We start from the raw sequence: 26,757 nt of genomic DNA on the forward strand, positions 1-26,757 counted from the left end.
TACATGAAAATAAAAGAAGTGCGTTTACGTCATTTGAATATGGATTTAATTGCGCCATTCACAACGAGCTTCGGTACGTTTGTAGATAAAGAATTTATCTTGGTGGAAGTGAAAAATGAAGCGGGATTATCGGGATGGGCCGAATCCGTGGCGTTTGCCGCTCCTTGGTATAACGAGGAAACCATTAAAACGAACTGGACGATGCTGGAGGATTTCCTGATTCCGCTTGTGTTGGATAAAGAAATAGAACATCCAGGTGAAGTGGCTGAACTATTTGCCCACATCCGAAAAAATAATATGGCCAAATCGGCTATCGAGGGAGCTATATGGGATCTTTATGCTAAAGACAAGAATATCCCGTTGAGTACAGCTCTAGGTGGGGAACTGGAAAAGATTGATGTTGGCATTAGTATCGGTATCCAAAAAACAGTTCCCGACCTGCTGGACAAAATCGAAAAGGGACTGAAAGATGGTTATAAACGGATCAAGATTAAAATTCAGCCAGACTGGGATGTCGATGTGATCAGGGAAGTACGCAATCGCTATCCGGATGTACCGATCATGGCGGATGCGAACTCGGCTTATCGCTTGAAGGATATCGAGTTACTGAAACAACTCGACCAATTCGACTTAATGATGATTGAACAGCCATTGTCATCGGATGATATTGTCGATCATGCGACATTACAAGCAAGTATCACGACACCGATTTGTCTGGATGAAAGCATTCATTCCGTAGAAGATGCCAGAAAAGCACTGGACTTGGGTAGCTGCAAAATCATCAATATCAAAATTGGCAGAGTGGGCGGTTTATCGGAAGCAAAAAAAATCCATGATTTATGTAAAGAGAGAAATGTGCCTGTATGGTGTGGGGGCATGTTGGAATCAGGTGTGGGGCGTGCTCATAATATCGCATTGACCACACTTGATAATTTTACAATGCCTGGTGATACAGCCGCTTCTGCGAACTATTGGCATAAAGACATCATCAAACCTGAAGTGACAGTAGAAGATGGCGTCATCCATGTTCCGAAGACGGCTGGTATTGGTTATGAAGTGGACACTTCCATTGTCGACGAATTCACGTCATATAGTAAACGCTACACAAAATAAGCAAGCAAGAAGGAATGGCACTCAAGCTTCAGTGTTCGAAAACTGAAGCTCGGGTGTTCATTACACTAAAAATGGGTCAATCTCCATGTGAATTAAATTGTCGGAATAATCATAAAATTAAGGTGGACTTCCTATGAAAAACAGTATTAATTTAGCTGGTGCATATATTGGGATTATTATTGGGGCAGGATTTGCTTCAGGTCAAGAAGTGTTGCAATTCTTCACGAGCTTTGGAATTTACAGTGTAGCGGGAATTATCGTCGCGACTGTATTATTTGCATTCCTCGGGATGCAAGTGACAGAATTGGGATGCACTCTTCAAACACGTTCGCATAAAAGCATCATCGATCACTTATGCGGCCGGTATTTAGGTAGAGTTGTCGATGTAATCATTACCTTTTTCCTGTTTGGTGTTACCGTGATCATGATTGCTGGTTCAGGTTCCATTTTTGAAGAGCAATTTGGCATTCCAAGTATCGTTGGCGCCGCAATCATGACGGTTCTCACCATTGGGACTCTCCTGCTTAAGGTTGATAAAATCATGTCGATCATCAGTGCCGTCACGCCATTTTTATTTATCATCATGATCATTGTTGCTGGTTATGCATTCTTTACATCCGATCTTCATTTTAGAGAAATCATGACTTCATCTAGTAAAGAAACGGCTGCAGCAGGAAATTGGATGATGGGCTCATTGCTGTATGTTTCCTATAATATTACGGCTGGAATCGCGATGTTAGCCGTAATGGGTGGCACGATGAAAAGTAAGAAAGAAGCGGGAGTTGGTGGGATTTTAGGTGGAATCGGTTTAGGAATCCTATTATTCTTGATTAATATGGGAATGATGTCCGACTTAAAAGGCATTGAAGGAGTAAGCATGCCTACTCTTTACTTGGCAAATGAAATCTCGCCTTGGTTGGGGAATATTTTATCCTTAGTCCTTTTAGGCATGATTTATAACACGTCAGTTGGGATGCTTTATGCATTTACGGCTAGGCTGGTACCGTCTGAAACAAGGAACTTTAAAATTTCGGTTATTGTCGTAGGAATTCTCGCATTTCTGGCCAGCTTTGTTGGTTTCATTAAATTGGTTGGAACCGTTTATCCGTTAACAGGGTATTTAGGTTTTGTCATCATTGCAGCGCTTATCGTTTCATGGGTACGCTCAAAAACGAAAAAACAGGCATTGCATGCGGAAATAGCAAAGTAATAGCAGCAAGAGTTCAAATTTCTATATTTCTTAACACTTTCACTCTTGAGGGTGTTTTTTTCTGTGTGCGAATGACCTTTAAGGCGGAACAAAGCATTTTTCCGCCTTTTTTTCATACATTAGACTAAAGACAGAAGACATGGGGGGATATCGGATGAATGGATCGGAGCAGAAGGCTCTGGAATATGCCATCAGTGAAATTACGGAAATAGCCACTGGATTCGGATTGGATTTTTACCCGATGCGTTATGAAATTTGTCCATCGGAAATCATTTATACGTTTGGTGCGTATGGTATGCCGACCCGTTTTTCACACTGGAGCTTCGGGAAGCAATTTCATAAAATGAAACTGCAATATGATTTCGGTTTAAGCAAAATCTATGAATTGGTCATTAACTCTGACCCGTGTTACGCGTTCTTACTGGACTCGAATTCACTTGTGCAAAATAAATTGATCGTGGCGCATGTTCTAGCTCACTGCGACTTTTTCAAGAATAATGTCCGTTTCCGGAACACGAAGAGAGACATGGTAGAAAGCATGTCGGCCACGGCAGAGCGAATCCGGGAATATGAAGTCTTGCACGGAAAGCGGGAAGTGGAAACATTCCTGGACGCCCTTTTGGCGATTGAAGAACATATCGATCCGTCACTGATGAGGCCGAAGCTCGCTTGGACGATGGAGGATGAGGAAGAAGAGGAGGAAGTGAAGCCGGCCGCAACAGAGTATGATGATTTATGGAGTCTTGAGAACAAAGATGTGAAGAAGAAGCCGACTGCTAAAAGAAGGAAGAAATTCCCGCCACGTCCTGAAAAAGATATCATGCTATTCATTGAGCAATACAGCAGGGATTTAACGGATTGGCAACGTGACATCATGACCATGATCCGTGAAGAAATGCTCTACTTCTGGCCACAGCTCGAAACGAAAATCATGAACGAAGGCTGGGCATCGTTCTGGCATCAGCGGATTATGCGTGAACTGGATTTGACTTCAGGTGAATCCATTGAATTTGCGAAACTGAATGCCGGAGTCGTGCAGCCATCACGCACGAGCATCAACCCTTATTACCTGGGATTGAAGGTGTTTGAAGATATCGAAGAGCGGTATGACAACCCAACCGAAGAAATGCTTAAACTCGGCATCGAGCCGGGGTCGGGCCGGGAAAAGATGTTCGAAGTCAGGGAAATTGAATCGGATATATCTTTCCTTCGTAACTACCTGACCAAAGACCTTGTCATGCGGGAAGATATGTACTTATTTCAAAAGCAGGGTAAGGACTATAAAATCGTCGATAAGGCGTGGGAACAGGTGCGGGATCAGCTCGTCAGCATGAGGGTCAACGGTGGATTCCCCTATATCACGGTCAATGACGGCGACTATATGCGGAATGGAGAACTATATTTGAAACATTGGTATGAGGATATAGAACTCGATTTGAAATACCTAGAAAAAGTCATGCCTTATGTCCACCAGCTGTGGGGGCGCCCAGTGCATATGGAATCGGTCATGGAGGGAAAAGAGGTTGTGTTTTCCTACGACGGAAAAGGGATACACAGGAAATATATATGAAGAAACGATACTGCCGGGAAATCGGCAGTTTTTTTCTGTAGGCATTTGGAGAAGTGGCCTGATATTTTTGAAAAACGTTCAATCTTTTTATCAATTTAAAAGGCCAATCTCTTTACATCTCAAACTCACGAAGTTGTCTAAAGAAAGAACATCAACGTTTTTCTACAAAACACAAGTTAAATATAAACAATCAGGGAGAAAGGCCGATGTATGAATGGAAAGAGTAAGGTGAAAAGGACTAATTTGTAAAGGTGATCCTTATCTACCATTTTATCTTATTTTTCGTGCGAAACGGCGAGTTGTAATTAAAGCATGGTTATGAAGATATTGAATTAGATATGAAATATCTGGAGAAAGTATTGCCTTATATTTATCAACTTTAGGGGAGATTGGTGCACCTAGAGACGGTGGTTGAGGCCAAAGAAGTTCTCTTCTCGTATGATGGAAAAGGGGTGCATCGCAAGTATTTATAAAGAAACTTTGGTCGTAATAAATATATTCTCTCATAAAAAAGAGCGAGCAATGTAATTCGAATTGAATTACATTGCTCGCTCTTCTAAAGGCTATGTTAAAGGATAAGGTTGATCTAAAAATGCACCCATTAGTTAGTCAAAGAAAAATTACATTCAATCACAGTCAGTTTAAACACATATGTGTATTAGTTATTTAAATCCTTTGATTATATCTTTTACAAGCTTAAGAAAAATAGTTTCCTGAAAATTAGATTTTCCAGACTCCACTTTCCATTATTAGTATCTCTTTCTGATCTAATAATCCATACACATTCATCGTGCTATCGCCGATCATAATATCTTCATGAACCGCAGATCGATTCATACCGAGCTCATTTAGTTCCTCTTCCGTTCTCATGGAGCCATCCAAAATATTATTAATGTAAGCTTGACCTAGTGCGATATGACAAGCTGCATTTTCATCAAATAGTGTACTTTTGAAAGTGATTCCCATTTTGGCAATGCCTGAATCGACTGATACCAGGGCAACTTCTCCCAGCATACGGGCACCATTATCTGTTTGAAGGAAATCGAGAACGACTTGATGTTGGGGTTCAATTCTAACTACTTTTCCATTTTTAAAGAACAGCTTTAATCTTTCAATAGTTTGTCCTGCTAATATAAGGGGCTTTGTGATGCTTACATATCCATTCACTTGATTCTTATTTGGGATGGTCCAAACTTCTTCAACGGGGATATTAGACATGAATTCTCTTCCATCTTTAGTCGTTTCAGATCCCCCTAACCAAACATGATTTTTGACTAAAGAAACAGTTAAATCTGTTTTTTTACTAATAAATCGCAAACCAGAAAACTTATAATTGTTCAACTTTTTCGCTATACTTTTCAAGGTACTATCATGTTGTTTCCAAGTTGATACAGGGTTTGGTTCATTTGATTTTGATGCTTCAAAAATATATGTCCATAAAAGTTCAATAGCTTTATTTTCAGGAAGATCTGGAAACACTTGCAGTGCCCATTCCTTTGTTGGTGCGTTAACAACTACCCATTTATTATGATTATCCATCCCATATGTTCGTATTGGACTCATAGCGATTGATTTTGCTTTAGTTACTATGGATGTTCTTTCCTCCCAATCAGAATCCATATCTGAAAACCTCGGTGCAACGATTGTGATTGTCGAATACCCAGACTTCGCATCATTTAATTTATTTTCAATGATTGATTTAGGGAAGACGTCTAAAAATTCGTCAGGAAGAAAACGCACTCGATCCTTTTCGATTTCCGAATCCCGTACATCAAGTGATACATATTGCGCCCCACTCTTATATGCTTCTTTTGAAATTTCGCGTACTAAAGACAAATGTTCAGGAGAAAAAACGATTTTAATTAAATCTCCCTTCTCAACTGTCACTCCAATATTCACAATTACTTTTGCATAATTATTTAAAGACATAAAGTACTCCTTTTATGAGATATTGATTGTTATATAGGAAACAAAAATGAGCTGGGAAATGAACCTCTAGCTCAATGTATTTTGATGTTTGTTTTTATTAACTATTTGATGTGATTATTTTTCCGTTCTTCACTACCACATGACTTGCCATTGTTCCTAAAATACAAATAGAATAGCTTGAGTCTTCTGGAGATGTATAAGTAACTTTTAATTTATCATCAATAGAATCTGAGTAAATGTTATCTATTTCATAATTCTTATTAGAAGAATCTGGAGAATAATTTTTAATTATTCCAATAGTCATATGATTAAACGAATCATTAGATTGTAATTGAAACTCAATAGTTACTTTCTTTGATTTTTTAAATATAGAGATTCAAATATAAGAACTTCAGCATTATCTAATTCTAAATCAGGAAGTTTATATTCACCTTTATCATTGTATTTTAATGGAATAAATGTGGAAAACCCAAAACTGTCCAATTTAATTTTTTCATTACCACTTAAAGAATCATCTTGTTCAGATTGTTCAGAATTTCTTACAGATGTTTTATTATCACCTGAGTGTTCTATGTTATTTGATGACTCACTAGGTAAAGTGTTTGTACACCCTACTAATAAAAAAATACTGAGAAAAAAATACCTACTGTTTTTTTCACCATATAGATTTTAACCTCCGTTTCCTTTTTGATACTGGATTTGAGTCAATATTTTGGACACAAAAAAGTTAAATCTTAAGCTGTATTTCTAATTTGATCTTCAATGGCTTGCAGGGTTTGGTACCCCAAACTACTATGAATCCTTTTTCTGTTATACCAACCCTCAATAAATTGGAACATCGCTAATTTTGCTGTTTGATAGTCTTGATATTGTGCATGGTTTACTTCTTCTTTTTTTAATATGGCATGAAAGGATGCAATGCAGGCATTACCATATGGGCACCCTTTCTGGCTAAAGGACTGCTTAATATGATGATTTTGGATATGTTGAGTAAACTCATCACTGGTATATTGTGAGCCAAGATCTGTATGAAGAACTAAGCCCTCTGCGGGCTTTTGTGATGTGTGTGCATGATTGAAAGCTTTTATAACTAGTTCAGTCGTCATAGAACGTGAAAAGGAATAGCCTACTATTTTCTTAGAATGAAGATCCAATACAGAAGCTAAATAACACCATCCGTCGTTTAATGTATGAATATACGTAATATCCGCTGCCCATTTCTCATTAATAGTATTGGTCGTAAAATCACGTTTGAGCCAATTCTCTAACTGTATAACCTTTTCTTTAGATGGATAAGGACGGTATTTTTTCTTAGTGATTGAACGAATCCCCATCTTACTCATTAAGCGCTGGACACGCTTGAGACTTAGGCTAAATCCTTTGGTTAATAAGATTTCATGGATCTTGGGAGCACCATAGCGACGCTCGCTGTCTAGGTGAATGTGATGAATTTCTTTCGTTAGTTCTTTGTTTTCCTGTTCGATTTGATACGACAAGTTGAAGAGACTGATAATGGCTACTTCTTGAGATTTCTAATACTTCACACATTTTCTTTACGGGATATTGGTTCTTGTGTTCCACGATAAATTCGGTGAGATCTGTCTCGGTTACTTTTTGGCGAATATGGCCATAGCCTTTTTTAGGATTTCAACTTCCTGCTTTAACCGAAGGTTTTCCTTCTGTATCGCAGCTAATTCCTTCGGAGTCATGGTCTCTTCCCCTAAACCAATAGGGGTAAATTCTTTAACCAACTTATAAATCGTTACGTCAGATACGCCATATTCGCCACTTAATTCTCTTACTGAGTTACCCGAGTGATAAAGATCTACAATTGTCTTCTTAAACTCATTATTATATTTTTTGCCTGTATGCTTACGTTCCAATCCGAACACATTCTCTCAAAAATCATTGTAAGGATTTAACTAAAATGTGTCCATGAAACTATACTAACTCCAATACAGCCTTTTTCTTTATGCAACTATTGGCGCAGATTAATTCAACAAGGGTAATTTACATTTTAAGTAGAATATATAGAGTGTAGGTATATTCGAAGAAATGAGGTGACCATCATAAAGAAAATTCTTAGTTTATTGTTTTTGTTTGTATTGTTTATTGGTGTAGTTGCTTGTAACAAAGATGTGGCGAAAGAGGCCAATATAGAAAAATTCGTTAGAGATTACAGTATGGAACGATATAACGTTAAAAACCCCTCTAATCCTCCGACTTCAGATGAAATTGCAAACAATGTTAAAGAATATTTATCAAAAGATGAATATGATACTCAAATAGCTAACCGTTATTACTCCATACCATCAATGGTAGCCAAGGAAATTAATAAAAGTATTGAGGTACAAGATCTTAACCTTGAAGAAAAAATTAAAAATGATGATAGTACAATTGTTTATAAATACACTTTAAAATTTAAGCTTTATGATGAGAAATCATCTGAAGTTTATGATAAAGAAGGAGAGCTAACTATCTCCACTAAAGATAATCAATTAAAAATTACTCGGGATTTTAGTAGGGGAGTAGAAATTGACGGGTTAGATGGTGGACTTTAATAAGAGCTTTTAGAATTAACGGGTGCTTTAATAGAAAACAAACATCAAAATATAATGAGCTTGGAGACTTATGAGCATTTTAAATCAACTTTTACCTTTAACATAGTCTTTTTATTTTAATTTGTTTGGATTGAATCGCTTTATTGGAAACATGGCTGGGCATCATTCTGGCATCAGCGGATTATGCGTGAACTGGACTTAACCTCAGGTGAATCCATTGAATTTGCGAAACTGAATGCTGGCGTCGTGCAGCCATCACGCACGAGCATCAACCCTTATTACCTGGGGCTGAAGGTGTTTGAAGATATCGAAGAACGCTATGATAACCCAACCGAGGAAATGCTTAAACTCGGCAACAAGCCGGGATCGGGCCGGGAAAAGATGTTCGAAGTCAGGGAAATTGAATCGGATATTTCTTTCCTTCGCAACTACCTGACCAAAGACCTTGTCATGCGGGAAGATATGTACTTATTTTAAAAGCAGGGCAAGGACTACAAAATCGTCGATAAAGCATGGGAACAGGTGCGGGATCAGCTCGTCAGCATGCGAGTCAACGGTGGATTCCCGTATATCACGGTCAACGACGGAGACTATATGCGGAACGGGGAACTATATTTGAAACATTGGTATGAGGATATAGAACTCGATTTGAAATACCTAGCTAGAAAAAGTCATGCCATACGTCCACCAGCTTTGGGGGAGACCAGTCCATATGGAATCAGTCATGGAGGGAAAAGAGGTTGGGTTTTCCTACGACAGAAAAGGGATACACCGGAAATACTTATAGTGAATGGAGGCTACCGGGAGATTGGCAGTCTTTTTGATGTGGGCATTTGGAGAAGTGGCCGACAGAATAGATTCACAAACACTTTTTGCTACACAAAACAGTTTTGTCGGCAAACAAAAAAGGCGATGCAACTTAGAGCATCGCATCCATTAATGAAAAGAAACTGAATCAATTCATAGCTATTTGAATCAGTTTTTAGAATGAGAGGAAAGACCCCGTCCGATAAGGTTTGCAGAAACTGGCTTTCTTCTCAATCCTCTTGCCCAAATTGATAATTGTCCTACTTGGTGATTTCATGAACAATGGTATGCCTCATAACTTCGCCCCAAGTATCCGTTACGATTCTTCCATCTGGCAGGGTATCGTAAAATAATTGATTTTCCATACGAGGATTCCAACTGTTCACAAAGTTCTCCACTTCTGAATGAAATTCTGAGTCCAATCTTCGAACCTTATTGAAACTTTTATAATTATTGAAACTCTCCTGAAAATCAGTTTTCCCCTGTAGGAGACGTATCCAACTCCATTCGACATCAACAATATGGAAAAGTGTATGTAATATACTTCCCATTCCACCTGTTCGGTTTTCCAAAAGTTCTCCTTCACTTAACTCTTCACACCAACGATCGATACCAGTCTTCTCTCACCATCCAGTTATATTTAAAAAGTGTTTGCAATAAAACCCCTCCGCAATAAGAAAATAAATACATTAAAAATATACTAAAGAACCTTATATAATTACGGTTCCAACAAACATAGGATATTAAACAGGGCTGTTTGTTCAAGAAGTTCCCTCGCTAGACATTACCATAAAATGGGTGAATACTATCCTTTTTATATGAAAGGCACCAACACCTTGGGAAATTAATAGAGTTCAATTGGTTTGAAAATTTTGACGGTTATGTGAACAGGTAGGATTTGCAACTAGACATCAAGAACACTATTTATATAAAGGGGGCTTCTATAATGAAAAAGAATCTACTGTCTATGAAATGTTCGTGCTGCAAAAAGGAATTGGACGCAATGGACTTGGTAATCATCAATGACTCACTTCAGATGACACATATTCAATGCCCTGATAAAGGGGAAATACCTATTATTGATGTTGGATATTATAATGCTGTTTCCCAAAAATACCTGACATTTACGTGAAAAAGCTCAGTAGGTCTGTAAAGCCTAGGACAGCAAAAATATATATATGCAACGGATTCGTCGTTAGCTAAAGATCGGAGCAACCTTAAAGGCAGCGCCGATCTTTATAATACCCTAATAAGAAGTCTACGAAAATCCGCAAAGAAGGTGTTTGTTATCCAAAAACAGTATGACACCCCAACGGAGGAAATGGTTTCAAGCGGTAAAGTTTATGAAGAAAAGATATTGCCGGGAGGTTCACTGGATTAAGTTGTAAGTATATGGATATAGTATATTATATCGGTAATCACTAGCTTATAGTTTACTTAAAATCAATTCGGGTAAAGACTTAAGGAGAGGCAAGCTACATACACATACTAATAAGGGTGGACAGAATCCATACATAGTTTTCAGAAATAGCATTCTGTTTCACTTTTATTAAATATCTTTTAGGAGTGACAGCAACTATGAAAAGCAAAAAATTAGCAATTGGATTGGTTTCTTTGGCATCAGCATTCGCATTATCAGCATGTAATGATGACAATGAAGAGAAAAACACTGATCAATCAACGAAGACGGAACAAAGCTCAGATGCGGATACGACTAAAGAGGAAACGAATCATATGGATCATGCTAAAGATTCTTCCAATGAAGCAGAGGTTCCTGATGGTTTGAAAGCTGCGGAGAATCCAAAGTATGAAAAGGGAAGTAAAGTAACGATTAAATCTGATCATATGGAAGGCATGGATGGAGCCGAAGCAACAATTGTCGGAGCATATGATACGACAGCTTATTCCGTTACCTATACACCTACAACGGAAGATAAAAAAGTTGAAGATCATAAATGGGTGATTCATGAAGAAATCAAAGATGCTGGTGAAGTCCCGTTAGAACCAGGTACTGAAGTGACTCTTGATACCGATCATATGGAAGGTATGGAAGGTGCAAAAGGTATCATTGAGGAAGCCGATACCACTACCGTTTATATGGTTGATTACAAACCTACAGATGGTGGGATTGAAGTGAAAAATCATCAATGGGTAACAGAAAGTGAACTATCATCTAAATAAGGATGAGTAGCTGTCGAAAGATCTTATCTCACTGGATAAGGTCTTTTTGACGTTAAAAATCTTTTGTCCGATTCATTTTCATGTAAAAGCATGTTCTGCTATAGCGGAGCATGTTTTTTACTTTTTCTCATTAATGATCAAGAATAGCTGCTTCCTGTAAGGATCTCATGTACCGTGTATTTTGAAGGGGAAGACATTTTATGAATGGAGCAGAATGCCCTCGGATTTTACCGAATTATTTCCTTTTTTTTATAATAGTTTAGGGGATTTTGTCGATATAACTAGTGGAATTCCTTTTTAGAGATTTTCTTTACGTCATCTATAAAAGGCGATACGAGTATACAGCAATACTTATTTATCACTTGAAACAGCATGGTTTTTAGGGGGACAAATGTAAATGGTACAAATCAAATCTGCTTCCAGTAGTAAAAGTAGTGCTTTGGAAGCCTTTCGGGAAATCAAGAGCGGTGTACATAATGAACCGAAGTTACTTCTCTTTTTTGCAAGTACAATTCAGAATTTTGAGGAATTAACCGCACTTTTTCATGAATCGTTTCCTCAATCGGAGATACTGGGATTAACCACAGTTGGTGAAATAGGTCCGAAAGGGATTTCGGAACATGGGGTTTCAGCCATGAGTTTTAACGGAAATAATTTCTCGGCAAAAGGTGTGATGATCAAGGATATCATCAAATATCCAATTTTTTATCGTGATCATTTAATCCAAGGTTTAAAAGAAGTGGGGATTGATCGAAACAGTAGGAATATCGAGAAAGAAGGCGTCGGCCTTGTCTTTCCCAATGGGTTATTGGGGGCGGAGGAAAAAATGCTATCCGTTGTGAATTCGGTATTCAAACAAGAAGGGTTTCCGCTGTTTGGTGGAACGGCCGGAGATGATGAAAAGTTCCAAGAGACATTGGTTTCTTATAACGGGGAAGTTTCGAATACGGCTGGGCTGGTTGCCTTCATTAAAACCGATGATGAGTTTGTGATACGTAAGGAGAATATCTTTCAGACGACAGGCAAGGAATTGAAGATTACTAAATCCGATACGGAAAGTCGTACCGTTTATGAAATGAATGGAAAAAAAGCGACGAGTGAATATGCCCGTTTATTGGGCATTCCTGAGAATCAGCTGTCAAACCACTTCATGTCCAATCCTTTGGGTAGGGCGGTCAATGAGGAAATCTATATTGCCTCACCTTTCCAAGCACAGTCAGACGGTTCCATTCAGTTTTATTGTCAAATATTCCAGGACTCGGTAGTGGAGATATTGGAACCGAAAAACCCAGTGGAAACGCTGAAAAGTACAGTGGCTGAATTTAAAGAGGAATTTTCTCAATTGGATGGTGTGCTGGGCATCAATTGCATCTTGCGTAAAATGCAGTTTAAAAACCAAGGTATTGTCCCCACATTGAATAAAGAATTAGAGAAAATTCCTAACTTGGGTGGATTTTGTAGCTACGGGGAGCAAATGAACAACACTCAATTAAACCAGACCCTTATATTACTGGGATTCGGGAAACGTAAACGGGGAGATGAAAAATGAGTATTCTAGATTTGCTGCGGAAGGGCAACGTCGAGAAAGTAACGAAAAATGAGGTTGTTGAGCTTGCGACCATGATGGATAAACAAGACTTCGATCAAGTTGTAAAAGGTTTGGAAGACTTGGTCGGATTATTACGGGAAACGAGCAGCAATAATTCTAAACAAGACAGCCAGTTAAATCATTTTGTTAATGATTTGAAATCTAGTATCGAAGATCAAAATCAGGCACTGGAAGAGACGGTTTCTAACATTCGTCATGTTGTAGGCAGTACGGAAAACATCGAGACGATTACGGATGAAGTATCTGTTCAAACAAAAGAAAGCATGGAAATGGTCTTGGCTGGAAGCGAAAACATCGATAGTTTAGTCGACCAAATGACGAATGTAAATGTCATTTTTCAACAATTTGAGGAAACAATCATTCGTTTACAAGAAGAAATCAAAGAGATTTCGAACTTTGTCGAGGTGATTGAATCGATTGCAGATCAAACGAATCTTCTCGCATTAAATGCCTCGATTGAAGCAGCGAGAGCTGGGGAACATGGTCGGGGGTTTGCTTTGGTGGCACAGGAAGTCAGGAAATTGGCAGATAAAAGTAAAGCCTCCCTGACGGAAATCAACCTGAAAGTAAGTAGTATCGTGAAAAACGTGGATACCTTTTCTGCCAGTGTTTCAGAGAAGACGAATGAAATCGAAGGTGTTATCCTGACCACTGAAAATACGAAAAAGTACTTTGAAGAAATCTCAAACAATGAGACGAAATTAGCCGAGAAAATGGATGAAATCAAAAAAGCGACAGGTGTTACCCTTCATGAAATGATTGGTTTTTCAGAAGGACTGGATGATGTACTGAATGGCTTTATCGAAAATAATGATAAAATCAAGGCCCTATACGCCTTGTCACAGGAAAAATTCATTTTTTCTACAGAAGCGTTTGCCTATATCACTCAAATGAAAGATTTAGTACAGGCTTTGAAGCAGGGTAAACTGTAGGTCGTGCACAAAATGAAAAATGAAACAAAGAAAACTGCCGATTAATTAGGCAGTTTTTTATTTTAGCTAAAATGAAATATTTTGCATTGAGGAAACATTTTGTCATAATGGCATATATTGTATAAAGGAGAGGATTCATATGAATTGGACAAATCGTACCCAAAAGAAAATCATAGGATATTCCGCCATGTTCAAGAAGCTGGGAATCATCAATGATCAGGAATATAAAAATATAATGAATACTGTTCAATCGAAGGATTAAGCTGTGGATATCTATAACCGCGGTTTTCAATAAGAGGTAAGACCCCATCTTTATTACTAAGTAAGGTGGGGGAGGCTGCGGTTATGAGTACAAGAGAAAGAGGATATGTTATGGTAGGGTAGAGATTACATTTACTGGTTGATTTTCTACTAAGTGGGAGGTTGAGATAAAATAATGATGCAAAACTTGTATATACATATGCCCTCATTCATTCTATTACTGTTCAGTTATGTACTTATCGGCATCCTTTTTTTTATTGTCTATAAAAGACAACAAAACCCGCCAAAGGTCTGGAAAGGATTGCTGGTTATGCTCATCGGAATTTTTTCTTTCAGCATAACTTTTAATCTATCAGCTGAAGTGATCAAGGTGCCCATCCTACCATTGGGAGTAGCGCTTTTATATTGGTTGTTGAGAAGAAAGGGAAATACAGAGCGTTGGCCGCGGTACCGTCGCTATGCTTGGTTAGGATTTTGGGTGAACTGTATCTTTTTGGCTTTTTCCTTCTTACATTCACCACTTGATCATTTCATGTTCCCAAATGATGAACCCTCGACATATATGCAGGATGTTGAAAAGGCTTCCTTGATCAACACACACCCAACTGCGAAGAAGGTCACATTGAATAATGAAGTGTTGCAAAGACAGGTGGACAAGATGAAACAAAAGCAAATCAAAAGTGAGTCTTGGTATTACAAAATTAATGAAAAAAATGGATATGAGGAACGTTTCCCTTATTTTCTGACAGGAACGGTTCCTAAAATGGGTAGTGGGCTTAAAACGGTCATTTATGTAGAAAAAGATGGAAAAGGTTTCCTCATTACCACGAATAAAGGACGCCAGGTTTACTTCCGGTCGGAAGAATCCGTGTTGTCTGGAGGTGCTGGTAAGAATGACTAAAAAAACGAAAACAATCATCTTAGTGATAGTGATTGTCCTTATTGTGGGAGTCCTTTCGATCATTCAATCCCCAAGAGAACCCGAAGCATTTCTTACGGATCAGCAAGTGATTAATCGGATCAATTCTTTTTTTCCTGAAGCAGAACCTAAGGTCATACAGGACGTTCTTTATTTAGATGATACTCATGTTTTTGTTCCTTTCATCAATGAAAGCAAAGAATACGGGATGAGTTTCTGGGTTTGGAAGGACAATAAATGGAGGGCGGCTTCCGTGGATAATGGGGGCGAGCCAAAGGCTTGGAATGGAGAAGGAGATTCATTCATCATGTGGAATCTAGACCCAAAGGATGAAGTGTCTGAAATCAAGACGTTTATGAAAAAAGATAGGAATTTCAGTGTATCAGGGGATGAGGCGACCTATGAACCCGGCCTAGAAATGATGCACAGTATCCCCATCAAAAATAAACCATACGGAGTCGAAACGTACCCGGATAGCTGGAGGACCCTTATGGATACGTATGCAGAACTACCGGGGCAAACCCGTTTTAATGAGTTCCTTGAGTACAGACAAACATTAAAAATAGGAAATATATTTTATAACAAGGATGGTAAGCAAGTCTTTCCGACAGTGCCTTCCGATGGAATCGGGTATTCAACAGGGAATGATTATGTGGATGTACCTTTCCTATTGTATTTAGAAGAAAGTGAATTGGAAGGTTCATATTGACAGGGGGCTGCCAAGAAATTGGCGGCCTTTGTGCGTTGTGTAAAAACTAGTATTCTTATATAGTTAAGGGAAGAAAGTTTTATAGAAGGAGTGGCTTAGAGGTGCTGGCATCATGAGTTCGACGGTTTTAGCTCTATTTATTTTTATGATTACGTTAGTGTTGGTCATCTGGCAGCCAAAGGGGCTGGGGATTGGCTGGAGTGCCTGCGGAGGGGCGATCATCGCTCTTTTGTTCGGTGTCGTTTCGTTCCAGGACGTAAGTGATGTGACGCAGATTGTCTGGAATGCGACGTTGACGTTCGTGGCGTTGATTATCATTTCGTTAATATTAGATGAAATAGGTTTCTTTGAATGGGCAGCACTCCACATGGCCCGTTATGCGGATGGAAAAGGCTTTCGTCTCTTCATTTTAGTGATGATTCTTGGAGCCATCGTTGCAGCGCTGTTTGCAAATGACGGGGCCGCATTGATTTTGACCCCGATTGTGCTAGCAATGGTACGGGCATTGAAGTTCGATGATAAGATGGTGCTGCCATTCATTATGGCAAGTGGATTCATCGCCGATACGACTTCCTTGCCATTTGTCATCAGCAATCTGGTGAACATTGTATCTGCTGACTTCTTCGGGATCAGTTTTGGTGAATATGCCAGCCGGATGATTGTTCCGACTTTATTCAGTTTAGGAGCTAGCATTCTCGTGCTCTATTTGTTTTTCAAAAAAGATATACCAGCAACGTATGACTCCGATCATTTGAAACGGCCGGCCGAAGCGGTAAAAGATCCGCGGATGTTCAAGATTTCCTGGTTGGTCCTTGCTGTTCTGCTTGTTGGCTATTTTTCAAGTGAGTTTATCGGTGTACCCGTTTCGTTTGTGGCTGGTGCAATTGCCATCGTTCTTTTAATCCTGGCAAGAAGAAGTCCAGCCGTGAAAATCCGTACGATCCTAAACGGTGCTCCGTGGAATATCGTCTTCTTCTCTATTGGGATGTATGTGGTCGTATACGGACTGAGGAATGTAGGATTGACCAGTCTATTAGCTGATGTCATTAAGGCAACGGCCAATCAGGGCTTGTTTTCGGCGACAATTATCATGGGATTCATCGCCGCAATCCTTTCTTCGTTCATGAATAATTTGCCGACGGTCATGATTAATGCCCTGGCCATTGCGGAAGTACAAACAACGGCTCCTATCAAGGAAGCTCTGATTTATGCCAATGTCATTGGTTCCGATTTAGGGCCGAAAATCACACCGATTGGATCTTTGGCCACACTTTTATGGCTCCATGTCTTAAAGCTCAAGGGAGTCCGGATCACCTGGGGATATTATTTTAAAGTGGGAATCATCCTGACTGTTCCGACACTATTCATCACTCTGTTTGGTCTATATATTTGGCTATTGATCCTTCATTAACGAAACTGCCAGTTTTCTGGCAGTTTTTCTTTTGTCGTAAAAATAATTGGTGAAGGAGTGATTCCTTTGAGATAATAGAATAAATGATTCAAAAAGGAGTTACATAGATGGCAGAGGATTTTAATATTCCGAGTACCAAGGTGGATGAAATCGACAAAAAAATCATTTCGATACTACATGAAGATGCGCGGATTTCTTATACGGATTTAGCAAAGCAAGTGGAGCTTTCGAGAGTGGCGGTTCAAGCGAGAATCAATCATCTAGTGGAAAAAGGGGTGATCGAACGATTTACGGCCGTCATCAATCCGGCTAAGATAGGTATTCATGTTTCTGCATTTTTTAATGTCGAGGTGGAGCCTAAATATTTGGAATCGGTGGCACAACAACTGGAGGAAGAGCCTGCCGTAACGAGTTTGTATCATATGACAGGACCTAGCAAGCTGCATATGCACGGAATCTTCACGGATAATCAGGAGATGGAACGCTTCCTTAATGAAAAGCTTTATCCAGTGCCCGGGGTTGTCAGTGTCGATTGCCAGCTTCTCATTAAACGGTATAAGAGCCGGATGGGAATGAAGCTTTAAGACGAAGAAATATGGTTTGATAAAAAAGATTGTAGAGTTGGTTCATTTATCTCTACAATCTTTTTTTTGTATTTGGCAGGAGGCCGGATTATCATGCTTCATGCACTGCCTTATATGTAAAGGGAACCCGTGTCTAACAGTTTGCCAATGTATAAGGATGAGAAACTACTACTCTTACATTTCCTCCACAATGCCTTTAACCAATCCAACGAATTGAGTTCTCACTTTACCTGCCACTTCTATAACTTCATCGTGACTTAATGGCTGATCCAAAATTCCGCATGCCATATTCGTTAAGCAGGAAATCCCTAGAACTTTCATATTGCCATGCACGGCTACAATGGCTTCCGGAACGGTTGACATTCCTACAGCATCTGCCCCTAAAGTACGGATCATCCGAATTTCCGCCGGTGTTTCATATGCGGGGCCGCTCCACCAAGCATAGACACCCTGTTGCAAGGAAATGTTCTGTTCCTTGGCCACTTTGGATGCAATGTTACGCAACTCAGGATGATATGTTTGCGAAAGGTCTGGGAAGCGTGTACCCAATTCACTATCATTCGGTCCAATGAGAGGGTTTGTACTGACCAAATTGATATGGTCAGTAATGAGCATTAAATCCCCAGGGTTAAAATCTGTATTAACAGCGCCACAAGCATTGGTAATGATTAATTGCTCCACCCCTAATGACTTCATGACACGCACAGGAAAAGTCACTTCATCTAATGAAAAACCTTCGTAATAATGAAAGCGTCCCTTCATGGCCACTACGGTTTTACCTTTTAACTGCCCGATTACCAATTCATTTGCATGGCCGATTGCTTCGGATTTTGCAAAGTGAGGAATTTCGCTATAGGGGATTATGAAGGGGTTCTCAATTTCATCCGCAAGAGTTCCTAGTCCTGAACCTAAAATCATACCGATCTTTGGCTGATTGTCTGTTTTACTCATAATGAAATCCCTAGCTTCTAAGATTTCTTGTGTTCTTTGCATTTACAATTCCTCCTTGGGAAATGATTATTCTGAAAAAATAATTAATGGTGGGTATCCAAAGTTTACTGGCTTTCATCGCCAATGTAAATAAAAAAAATCCGATATCGGGGAATTTTAAAATGATTATTTTTATTAAACTTTGTATGTGTAAAATGGATGCCTAATTTAGTTATTAAATCCTTTTTAAACAGAAGCGGCTGCTAAAAAACAATTCATAGAAGTACAATTTATAGAAAGCTCGGGCGGAATACTAAAAATGAAGGTTTATCTAATATCAATGGATAATGAAAAGCCTGGATGTCCTTTCTTGATTATCAAACAATCCAACCAATGGGCTCTCTATTTGAGCAAACTCTCTTACTTTTTTATGATGGAGTCATTTAGAGGTTAATGGATAAAAAAGGACTGGATACCAATAAAATGTTTGGCCGACATGGAAATCTCGAGTAAAGAAATGCTAACTAAAAAGTGAGATATAAAAAGACCGCAAGGAATTCCTCTGAATTTTCTACGATCTTTTTTTGCAAAAGGGTTGGCGTAGGTTGTAATTTATATGCTTTATGCGAAATTTTAAATCGGACACTATACAGCTGTAGGAAATGGATGCTGGACAACGATGTCCAAGCGTTAACCTTGATTTCATAAAAAGTTCCCTGTCAAAATGCTTCATACACTATGAAGATGTGATATACCTCCAGATCGCCTACAAACTTGACAACTCGATAAAGTTCCTTTTTTCATCAAATCATATTGCTCACTAAAAGTGTAAGTGAAAACTTCTTGCGTTCCTACATTTTTTGGATATAAGTAAATAACCACTAGTGTTGATCCTGAATCAAAAATTAGTTCTACTGAATAGTTTCGTGTTTGATGAAAGATAATAGGTGTAGCTTTTAAATATATTATACTTTCCCTTTTTTATAATCGCCGCGTGACTAATAAATGACTATAGTGAGGGATTTATATGTTTTGGAAAAAGAATAAAAGGCAAAACGGTGCATTTATGGAAATATCTCTAAAAACGACAGGTCAACAAGAAATTTCCATGGACCTATTAAAGCAGGTTTTAACAAATTTGGATGATGCAGAAATCATTGAAAGACAAAATGCAAAAGATCAAAATGTCACATTCGTATACATAAGAACATTGATTGATGAGGAAAGAATGAATGAATCCATAATAGAACCTGTGATTCTTTGTACTCATGACAAAATCCTTGATTGTATGTCCACTACTAAAGTCTCTGAAATTTTTACCTTAGAAGAAGCACAAAAACAATTATTAAAAGGTTCCATTATTATTTATGACGTGATTGGAAACCATTGGTTGACTGCACCACTCAGGAATAACATAGGCCGTTCTATCGAAACGTCTGACACTGAAACGATATTATACGGAGCGAAAGACAGCTTTAGTGAGCAAATAGAAGTTAATATGACCTTAATTCGTAGGAGACTGCCATTAGCCGAATTAAAAGCAGAGAAGTTTAAAGTTGGATCCTTAAGCGATACAACTGTTGTCCTTATGTATATGGAGGGGGTAATCAATCCTGAATTCGTTTCTGTTGCCAAGGAAAAAATCTCCAAGATTAATTTTGATTTATTTTTTGATTCGTCTCAAATTGCGGCTTTTATGGAAGATCATCAAAATAGTATATTTCCACAATTTCAACAAACGGACCGTCCGGATGTTTGTGCCTATTCTTTAGGTCTCGGTAAACTGATTATCTTGGTGGACAATACACCGTTTGTATTAGTTGGCCCTATTACATTTTTCCATCTTTTTCAATCACCTGAGGACTATATTAACCGCTGGCCAGTCGCGAGCTTTTTACGCACTATACGATATATCAGTTTTTTCTTATCTATTGCACTAATTCCCCTTTATGTAGCGTTAACTACTCATCACTATCATATGATTCCTTTGCAAATTCTTTTTGTACTAGTGGAATCAAGGAGTAAATTGCCATTCACTCCCTTCTGGGAAGCGCTGCTCATGCTTATCATTTTGGAAATTATCAAAGAAGCCAGCCTGCGAATGCCATCAAAATCCAGTCAAACACTAGGTGTAATTGCCGGAATAGTCATTGGCCAAGCTTCAGTAGAAGCAGGTTTTGCCAGTAAGGTATTGATTGTGCTGGTTGGTATTTCAACTATCGCTTCTTTTTTGGTCCCCAACTATTTAGTGACAAAAGCTAATACATTGATTCAGTTTGTTTTTCTTGTACTTTCTTCATTTCTCGGGATAATTGGGATCGTGCTGGGTATGATAGTAATTCTTGCCCACTTAAACGGACTTACGTCACTTAGACAACCTTATTTAGCACCGGTAGCCCCTTTCTACTGGAAGGATTGGATGGATCTTTTCATACGCGGACCGTTAACGAAGATGAAAACTAGACCTGAGCATTTACATCCATTACAAAAATGGCGTTATGGTAAAAGGAGGTGAATTCGTGAATTCATTTTCTTTATATGATAAAACATCATCCTTCAGTGGCATTTATGTCTTTTTTTTAGTGAACCGACTCCAAATGCTTTACTTTTTATTTATTATGCCAACAATACTAACCCACCCATATATGATTTGGGGAATTATCTTGGTAGGAATGCTTTCTCAACTCAATTTAATGGTGTTGTCAAAATGGGTATCTTCAGATCATGCTTCAAAAGGTTATCAAGGGTTTGTGCAGATTTTTGGGAATTGGTTAGTACGTGTATTTACATTTTTCGGTGTCATTCTAATGTTATTGAAAGTAGTCGTCCTTACATTAGGTTACGTGGAAATCATCCATCAACTTGTGTTTCCATCGATGAATGCAAATTGGTTGGTTGTATTTATAATGGTGATCTGCTGTTATGTAGCATCACTAGGAATGAGTAACTCGATTCGTTTTGTAGTAATCACCTTCCTATGTACGATATGGATGATTGTCTTATTTTATCCTTTTTTCTTTCCCAAGATTGCTTCACTACATGATCTATATCCACTAGTACCAACTGAATGGTCTAAGGATTCTTGGAGGGGATTGTTGTTTATATGGTCGTCTTTTTCGGGACCTGAGTATATCGTCTGTTTAGTTCCCTGGCTTAAATCCAAAGAAAATTTGGTTCGATATTTCACTTATGCCAATACACTTTCTATACTGGAATATGTGCTTTTATTTATGGGCTCCTTATTCTTTTTTGGATCCGAATATTTAAGCAAAAGCAAATTTCCTGTGGTAACAATGGCTAAGTACTTACAGACACCTGTATTTGAGAGAATCGATATCATCATGATTTCTTTAGAGGTTTTTAACTTAGTGTTTGCTGTATCAATCTTTTTGTTATGTATCTATGGTGCCTATCGAATCATAAGAAAAAAATCACAAAACCAACCTACCAGAAAGGGGCTCCAATTTACTTGTTTGGTACTAATTGTAGGCCTCATTGCCACAAACAAATGGATCTGGCAGGAAGATCACCAAAGCCTTTTACTTAATATTCAAATATGGTGTGGGTCATTTACATACTTATTGGTCCCTTCATTGCTTTTCATATCAAGTAAAAGAAAGGAACGCATGTAGAATATGACATCCTTTAAAAAGGCTATATTGCTGGTTATAGTGAGTAGCATCTTGTGGATTACTGGTTGTGCCCCCTTTGTGGAAAATAACGAGATTGAAGAAATTGCACCAGTGATTTTCTGGTCATTAGATGACGCTGGAGAAGGGAAATTAAAAGCAAGCACAGTCGTGCCTCCCTTGATTAAAGAAAAACAACGTCTGCTGACTATGGAAGTTGAGCTACTGAAACAAGGTGGGAAAACCTTTAATTTTAAATATTACCGTGAGTTGAAAACAGGACAACTTCGTATTTTACTAATTAATGAAGAGCTTGCTAAAAAGGGAATGAAAACAATTATCGATACGGTATTTGCTGACCCCAACATATCTCAGCGTCTCTATCTCGTAATAGTAAGAGGAAACTTTGAAGAGTATATAAAAAATGAACTGCAAGACAATCAGGAAAATCTAGATTATTTCCTTTATCGTATGCTAAAACACTACGAGGAAAAACATCAAGGCGAGATGTCGATTGTAAACTTGCATCAATTTATGGAGAAACTATATGCCGTATACTCCGACCCAATATTGCCAGTTTTTAAGGCAGAGAAAGGTAGTTTCACATATGAGGGGACAGCAATCTTTCAAGACGACAAGCTAATTTCAACAGTTAGTCAAATGGATGATCAAATCTACCAGCTTATAGGGAATGACAACTATTTAAAATATTTGCCAATGCCCAATTTATCTACTGTTTTAGGTCAAGTACAATCAAATATGAATATGACATTAAATCAAGATTTATCAACATTGACCGTCAATGTAGAACTTACAGGTACGATAGACGAGTATCGTGGTACAAAGAATCTAAATGATCTAGCTGAAATAACGGTTTTGAAAACCGAAATTGAATCCTATTTGGAAACCAAAACAAAGGCATTTTTACAAAAGAATCAGGAGTGGAACGTTGATCCACTACAGATTGGAACTAAAACGTTCACGCCCTTCACTAAACCGATGAGTGAAGAAAAATGGTTTGAAAAATGGAGTAATATGAAAATCAATGTAAACTATCATCTCGAATTAGAGCCCTTAATTGATGTCCAAGGTTAACTTTGTAAAGTAAGGTGCTACTATATAACAGTTGTACTTCTATAATTCCCCTAGCAAACCGTATGACGAGATTTGGAGGGCAACGAGGTTATCAAAAGACTAGGATCACCCTTTAAATAATCTTCTTTATACATAAAAGTACCCTACAGAGAGACTTTTTTAAAGTGTCTACTCTATAGGGTGCATTCTAGAGGTGGTTTTTTTATGTCATCGGGAGGATGAACCCTCCATACAGAAAGGCGAAAATGATGACGAAGGCGGGGTGAATCTTGAATTTTCCTAACGCTAGGAAGGCGATTCCAGCGATGATCAAGGAATGGATATACCCTATCGATCCGACAGCATCAGCAGCCATATTCCATGTAAGCAACAGCATCATGATCGCAATCACGGGCTGAACAAGTAAGGACATGCCTTTCACAATGGGGGACTGCTTGTATTTTCGTAATATTTTCAATAGATATATCAAGACCACGGCAGACGGGATGATGGTGCCCGCCAATGCAGCGAAGAATCCGGGCCATCCATATACATCATAGCCGACATAGGCAGCGATTTTTGTGGCAATCGGTCCTGGAAGGGAGTTTCCGAGCGCAAGCATTTGTGAAAATTCAGTATTGGAAAGCCAGCCAAAGCGGGTGACAATTTGGTCGTACATCAGTGGAATTGAAGCAGGACCCCCTCCGTAGCCAAGAAGGTTCGCTATGAAAAAAGCCAAGAACACAGCTACACCAATCGGGATGAAAATGGCACCCATTATGCTGATTCCTCCTTCTTATCCTGTTTCTTATTCTTTAATCTGTTCTTCAATTTAAAATGAAAGGCACCATAGAAAAGGAAAATCATGATGACAATTCCAGGATGCAGGGAAACGACCTGAAGAAGTAAAAAGGAGATGGCAAAGAATAAGATGCCAAGCACTTTTCCCAATCCTTTAACGGCCTTTTCGCCAAATTCATAAGCCATTTGTCCAAGCATGACAGCAACGACAGGCATAACGGCTGCAATCATATTGCTGATCATCGCTGAATTACTGAGGACATTTATGAAGGCAATCAAGAACACCATGGCAAAGGCTGACGGTAAAATATGAGCTGCGACACTTACGATGGCACCTGGCCATCCTTTTAGTCTATACCCCAAATAGGCGGCCATCTTTGTAGCAATCGGTCCCGGGAGTGTATTGGCAATCGCCAATGTATCGCCGAATTCATCATCATCAAGCCAATGGTAACGGGAAACGGCCTCATGGCGGATGAGTGGGATAACCGACGGACCACCGCCAAATCCCAAAATCCCTGTCCGCATCATTCCCACGGTTAATTCTCCATATGGATTTTTCACTTCGAATCCCCCTATCAAGTAAGAATAAATAATTTCCATGTTTATCTATTAATCATAACAAATTATATTTCTAAATGCTTGTAAAATCTCAATAAAAGTTTCGAATTGTATGACCATTTATAAATAAATAGTTTAATAGGTAATTTAAATGATAAATGCATTTCAATTTGATTGTAAAATAAAAATATAGATTACGTATTGAGAAGAAAAGGTTTATAATACAAATATAGTTAATTGTCAGAAAAATTAAATAAAAGGAGCGACTTTATGAAACAATCGATTATTGGAACGAAGAGCATGGTAGTTAGTCCTCATTATTTAGCGTCGATGGCTGGAAATCATATCCTCGAAAAAGGTGGAAATGCCTTTGATGCTGCAGTAGCCGTCAGTGCCTGCTTAGGTGTGGTTTATCCACATATGACGGGCCTTGGAGGCGATACATTCTGGCTGAACTATGAAAAAAAGGAAGGGAAAATACGTGCCTATAATGGAAGCGGGCGTTCTGGGACCAATGTCAGCCGTGAAACATATACAGGGGAAGATGCCATTCCTTTTCGCGGCATAAGGAGCGCGATTACGGTACCGGGGATGGTAGATAGCTGGGATGTTATATTAAAAGAATTGGGCACTCTAACTTTAACTGATGTTCTTGCCCCGGCCATCGACTATGCGGAAAATGGTTTTCCAATCACGCAAAATCAAGTGGATTATACGAAGCAAAATTGGGATTGGCTTTCAAAAATGCCGATCACGTCCGATATTTATGCACCAGGAGGAAGAATTCCAGAAGTGGGGGAACGTTTCTACCAAAAAGACTTGGCCCGCAGTTTAGCCATAATTGCTGAGCAGGGGCGTGATGCGTTTTATCATGGGGAACTTGCCGAATCGATTGTTACGTATATGAAGGAACAAGGCGGACTGTTAACGGCAACTGATTTTGCTTCACATGAAGGCAATTGGGTCGAACCGATAGCCACTACATACCGCGACTATACGATCTACCAAGTCCCGCCCAACTCTCAAGGGTTTGTGGGGCTGATGGCATTGAATATTCTGGAGAACTTTGACTTGGAGAACATGAAGCATGGTTCTGCCGATTATTATCATGTATTGGTTGAGGCGTTAAAAGCGGGGTTCCGTGATCGAAATGAGGTGTTAACGGATCCCGAATTCTTTAATGTACCACTCGATAAGCTGCTTGATAAGCAATATGCAGCCAAGCTTGCAACAACCATTCAACAAACGAAGGCGGAAAAGGTATCAAGCCCGCCAATGGGCAGTGACACAGCCTATGCTGCCGTCGTAGATAAAGATGGAAATTCCGTTTCTTTCATTCAGAGCCTGTATTTTGAATTCGGGTCAGGCGTCGTTGCCGGCAACACAGGGGTAATCCTTCAAAACAGAGGATCATTTTTCTCGCTTGACTCCAATCATGTCAATGCGCTAGAGCCTAATAAGCGCTCCTTCCATACCTTAATGCCTGCAATGGCTTGTAAGGATGGAAAACCCAGCATTATCTATGGGACACAAGGCGGGGAAGGGCAACCGCAGACGCAGACGGCAATCATTACACGGATGATTGATTATGGAATGGATCCGCAAACGGCCATTAATGAACCTCGTTTTGTTTGGGGTAGGACGTGGGGAGAGTCGAGTGAGGCATTGCGCCTCGAAAGCCGTGTCGAAAAGGATACCATTAAGGAACTTCATGAAAAAGGGCATCTTATCGAAGTCGTCGAGGAATTTGACGGTGTGATGGGACATGCGCAGGCCATCCGAATCGATGGACAAGGCTTTCTTCAAGGTGGGGTCGACCCAAGGGGAGACGGGGCAGCTATCGGATCTTGAAAAGAGTGCGAACGTAACCCTAATTTAACCTGATTTTATTTCATAAAGAACGTATGGCCCCGGCTTTTAAGCCGGGGCCATACGTTCTTTACTATTACTTTTGATAGTTCATTAG

General features: G+C 39.1%; 21 protein-coding genes and 5 pseudogenes. 20 read left to right on the forward strand and 6 right to left on the reverse strand.

Annotated features, from left to right (window positions below; translation table 11 throughout):
- The first annotated feature begins 3 nt into the window (after window positions 1–3).
- From menC to ACIQXN_RS06745, 4 genes and pseudogenes are all read left to right on the forward strand, one after another.
- Window positions 4–1,113: an o-succinylbenzoate synthase gene (menC, locus tag ACIQXN_RS06730; protein ID WP_402963641.1), complete on the forward strand. Its 1,110-nt coding sequence runs from the start codon at window positions 4–6 to the stop codon at window positions 1,111–1,113.
- Window positions 1,114–1,246: 133 nt separating this feature from the next.
- Entirely contained in the window at window positions 1,247–2,323 is a 1,077-nt protein-coding gene (locus ACIQXN_RS06735) for a YkvI family membrane protein (RefSeq protein ID WP_402963644.1), read from the forward strand.
- 154 nt (window positions 2,324–2,477) lie between these two features.
- Entirely contained in the window at window positions 2,478–3,893 is a 1,416-nt protein-coding gene (locus ACIQXN_RS06740) for a SpoVR family protein (protein WP_402963647.1), read from the forward strand.
- Between the two features lie 305 nt (window positions 3,894–4,198).
- A pseudogene (locus tag ACIQXN_RS06745) lies at window positions 4,199–4,366 on the forward strand (stage V sporulation protein R); the annotation flags it as partial.
- A gap of 247 nt (window positions 4,367–4,613) precedes the next feature.
- Here ACIQXN_RS06745 and ACIQXN_RS06750 read toward each other — a convergent pair.
- Window positions 4,614–5,822, reverse strand: a complete 1,209-nt coding sequence (locus tag ACIQXN_RS06750) for an aminopeptidase (RefSeq protein ID WP_402963650.1) — start codon at window positions 5,820–5,822, stop codon at window positions 4,614–4,616.
- 734 nt (window positions 5,823–6,556) lie between these two features.
- Window positions 6,557–7,705 (reverse strand): annotated as a pseudogene (locus ACIQXN_RS06755) (IS3 family transposase).
- Between the two features lie 177 nt (window positions 7,706–7,882).
- Between ACIQXN_RS06755 and ACIQXN_RS06760 the strand changes: the two are divergent.
- Window positions 7,883–8,383, forward strand: coding sequence for a hypothetical protein (locus ACIQXN_RS06760; protein ID WP_402963653.1), 501 nt, complete (start codon window positions 7,883–7,885; stop codon window positions 8,381–8,383).
- Window positions 8,384–8,533: 150 nt separating this feature from the next.
- Window positions 8,534–9,170: pseudogene (locus tag ACIQXN_RS06765) on the forward strand (SpoVR family protein); the annotation flags it as partial.
- A 188-nt stretch (window positions 9,171–9,358) separates the two neighbouring features.
- Here the strand turns inward: ACIQXN_RS06765 and ACIQXN_RS06770 are convergent.
- A pseudogene (locus ACIQXN_RS06770) lies at window positions 9,359–9,847 on the reverse strand (DinB family protein).
- A 289-nt stretch (window positions 9,848–10,136) separates the two neighbouring features.
- On the opposite strand from ACIQXN_RS06770, the gene ACIQXN_RS06775 reads away from it, so the two are divergent.
- The 9 genes from ACIQXN_RS06775 (at window position 10,137) to chrS (ending at window position 17,796) form a co-directional block, all read left to right on the forward strand.
- Window positions 10,137–10,322, forward strand: coding sequence for a hypothetical protein (locus tag ACIQXN_RS06775; protein WP_402963656.1), 186 nt, complete (start codon window positions 10,137–10,139; stop codon window positions 10,320–10,322).
- Between the two features lie 446 nt (window positions 10,323–10,768).
- Complete coding sequence (locus ACIQXN_RS06780; protein WP_402963659.1) at window positions 10,769–11,371, forward strand: YdhK family protein; 603 nt, start codon at window positions 10,769–10,771, stop codon at window positions 11,369–11,371.
- A gap of 397 nt (window positions 11,372–11,768) precedes the next feature.
- Entirely contained in the window at window positions 11,769–12,920 is a 1,152-nt protein-coding gene (locus tag ACIQXN_RS06785) for an FIST signal transduction protein (RefSeq protein ID WP_402963662.1), read from the forward strand.
- Window positions 12,917–13,912 (forward strand): methyl-accepting chemotaxis protein, encoded by a 996-nt coding sequence (locus tag ACIQXN_RS06790; protein ID WP_402963665.1) that lies wholly within the window; start codon window positions 12,917–12,919, stop codon window positions 13,910–13,912. Before ACIQXN_RS06785 ends, ACIQXN_RS06790 begins: the two co-directional genes overlap by 4 nt.
- A gap of 139 nt (window positions 13,913–14,051) precedes the next feature.
- Entirely contained in the window at window positions 14,052–14,174 is a 123-nt protein-coding gene (locus tag ACIQXN_RS06795; RefSeq protein WP_402963668.1) for a hypothetical protein, read from the forward strand.
- 174 nt (window positions 14,175–14,348) lie between these two features.
- Window positions 14,349–15,074, forward strand: a complete 726-nt coding sequence (locus ACIQXN_RS06800) for a hypothetical protein (RefSeq protein ID WP_402963671.1) — start codon at window positions 14,349–14,351, stop codon at window positions 15,072–15,074.
- Window positions 15,067–15,801 (forward strand): hypothetical protein, encoded by a 735-nt coding sequence (locus ACIQXN_RS06805; protein ID WP_402963674.1) that lies wholly within the window; start codon window positions 15,067–15,069, stop codon window positions 15,799–15,801. The genes ACIQXN_RS06800 and ACIQXN_RS06805 overlap by 8 nt, the downstream gene beginning before the upstream one ends.
- A 112-nt stretch (window positions 15,802–15,913) precedes the next feature.
- Window positions 15,914–17,212: an arsenic transporter gene (locus ACIQXN_RS06810; protein WP_402963677.1), complete on the forward strand. Its 1,299-nt coding sequence runs from the start codon at window positions 15,914–15,916 to the stop codon at window positions 17,210–17,212.
- A 107-nt stretch (window positions 17,213–17,319) separates the two neighbouring features.
- A complete protein-coding gene (gene chrS, locus ACIQXN_RS06815; protein WP_402963680.1) occupies window positions 17,320–17,796 on the forward strand; it encodes a chromate efflux transcriptional regulator ChrS in 477 nt (158 codons plus the stop codon).
- A gap of 174 nt (window positions 17,797–17,970) precedes the next feature.
- Here the strand turns inward: chrS and ACIQXN_RS06820 are convergent, their stop codons facing one another.
- A complete protein-coding gene (locus tag ACIQXN_RS06820; RefSeq protein WP_402963683.1) occupies window positions 17,971–18,789 on the reverse strand; it encodes a purine-nucleoside phosphorylase in 819 nt (272 codons plus the stop codon).
- 312 nt (window positions 18,790–19,101) lie between these two features.
- On the opposite strand from ACIQXN_RS06820, the pseudogene ACIQXN_RS06825 reads away from it, so the two are divergent.
- From ACIQXN_RS06825 to ACIQXN_RS06840, 4 genes and pseudogenes are all read left to right on the forward strand, one after another.
- Window positions 19,102–19,239, forward strand: a pseudogene (locus tag ACIQXN_RS06825) (6-phospho-3-hexuloisomerase); the annotation flags it as partial.
- Window positions 19,240–19,753: 514 nt separating this feature from the next.
- Entirely contained in the window at window positions 19,754–21,241 is a 1,488-nt protein-coding gene (locus ACIQXN_RS06830) for a spore germination protein (protein WP_402963686.1), read from the forward strand.
- A 4-nt stretch (window positions 21,242–21,245) separates the two neighbouring features.
- Window positions 21,246–22,358 (forward strand): GerAB/ArcD/ProY family transporter, encoded by a 1,113-nt coding sequence (locus ACIQXN_RS06835; protein WP_402963689.1) that lies wholly within the window; start codon window positions 21,246–21,248, stop codon window positions 22,356–22,358.
- 51 nt (window positions 22,359–22,409) lie between these two features.
- On the forward strand, window positions 22,410–23,450 hold the full coding sequence (locus ACIQXN_RS06840) for a Ger(x)C family spore germination protein (RefSeq protein ID WP_402963692.1): 1,041 nt from the start codon (window positions 22,410–22,412) through the stop codon (window positions 23,448–23,450).
- A 202-nt stretch (window positions 23,451–23,652) separates the two neighbouring features.
- On the opposite strand, the gene chrA is transcribed toward ACIQXN_RS06840, so the two are convergent.
- Together chrA and chrB are read right to left on the reverse strand one after the other, a co-directional pair.
- Complete coding sequence (gene chrA, locus ACIQXN_RS06845) at window positions 23,653–24,207, reverse strand: chromate efflux transporter ChrA (RefSeq protein WP_402963695.1); 555 nt, start codon at window positions 24,205–24,207, stop codon at window positions 23,653–23,655.
- Window positions 24,207–24,794: a chromate efflux transporter ChrB gene (gene chrB / locus ACIQXN_RS06850; RefSeq protein WP_402963698.1), complete on the reverse strand. Its 588-nt coding sequence runs from the start codon at window positions 24,792–24,794 to the stop codon at window positions 24,207–24,209. The genes chrA and chrB overlap by 1 nt, the downstream gene beginning before the upstream one ends.
- Before the next feature lie 267 nt (window positions 24,795–25,061).
- Between chrB and ggt the strand changes: the two genes are divergently transcribed.
- Window positions 25,062–26,642, forward strand: a complete 1,581-nt coding sequence (ggt, locus tag ACIQXN_RS06855; protein ID WP_402963701.1) for a gamma-glutamyltransferase — start codon at window positions 25,062–25,064, stop codon at window positions 26,640–26,642.
- Window positions 26,643–26,757: the final 115 nt, after the last annotated feature.

Origin of the sequence: Peribacillus sp. NPDC097295, assembly GCF_044761665.1 — a bacterium.
Lineage (GTDB): Bacteria > Bacillota > Bacilli > Bacillales > DSM-1321 > Peribacillus.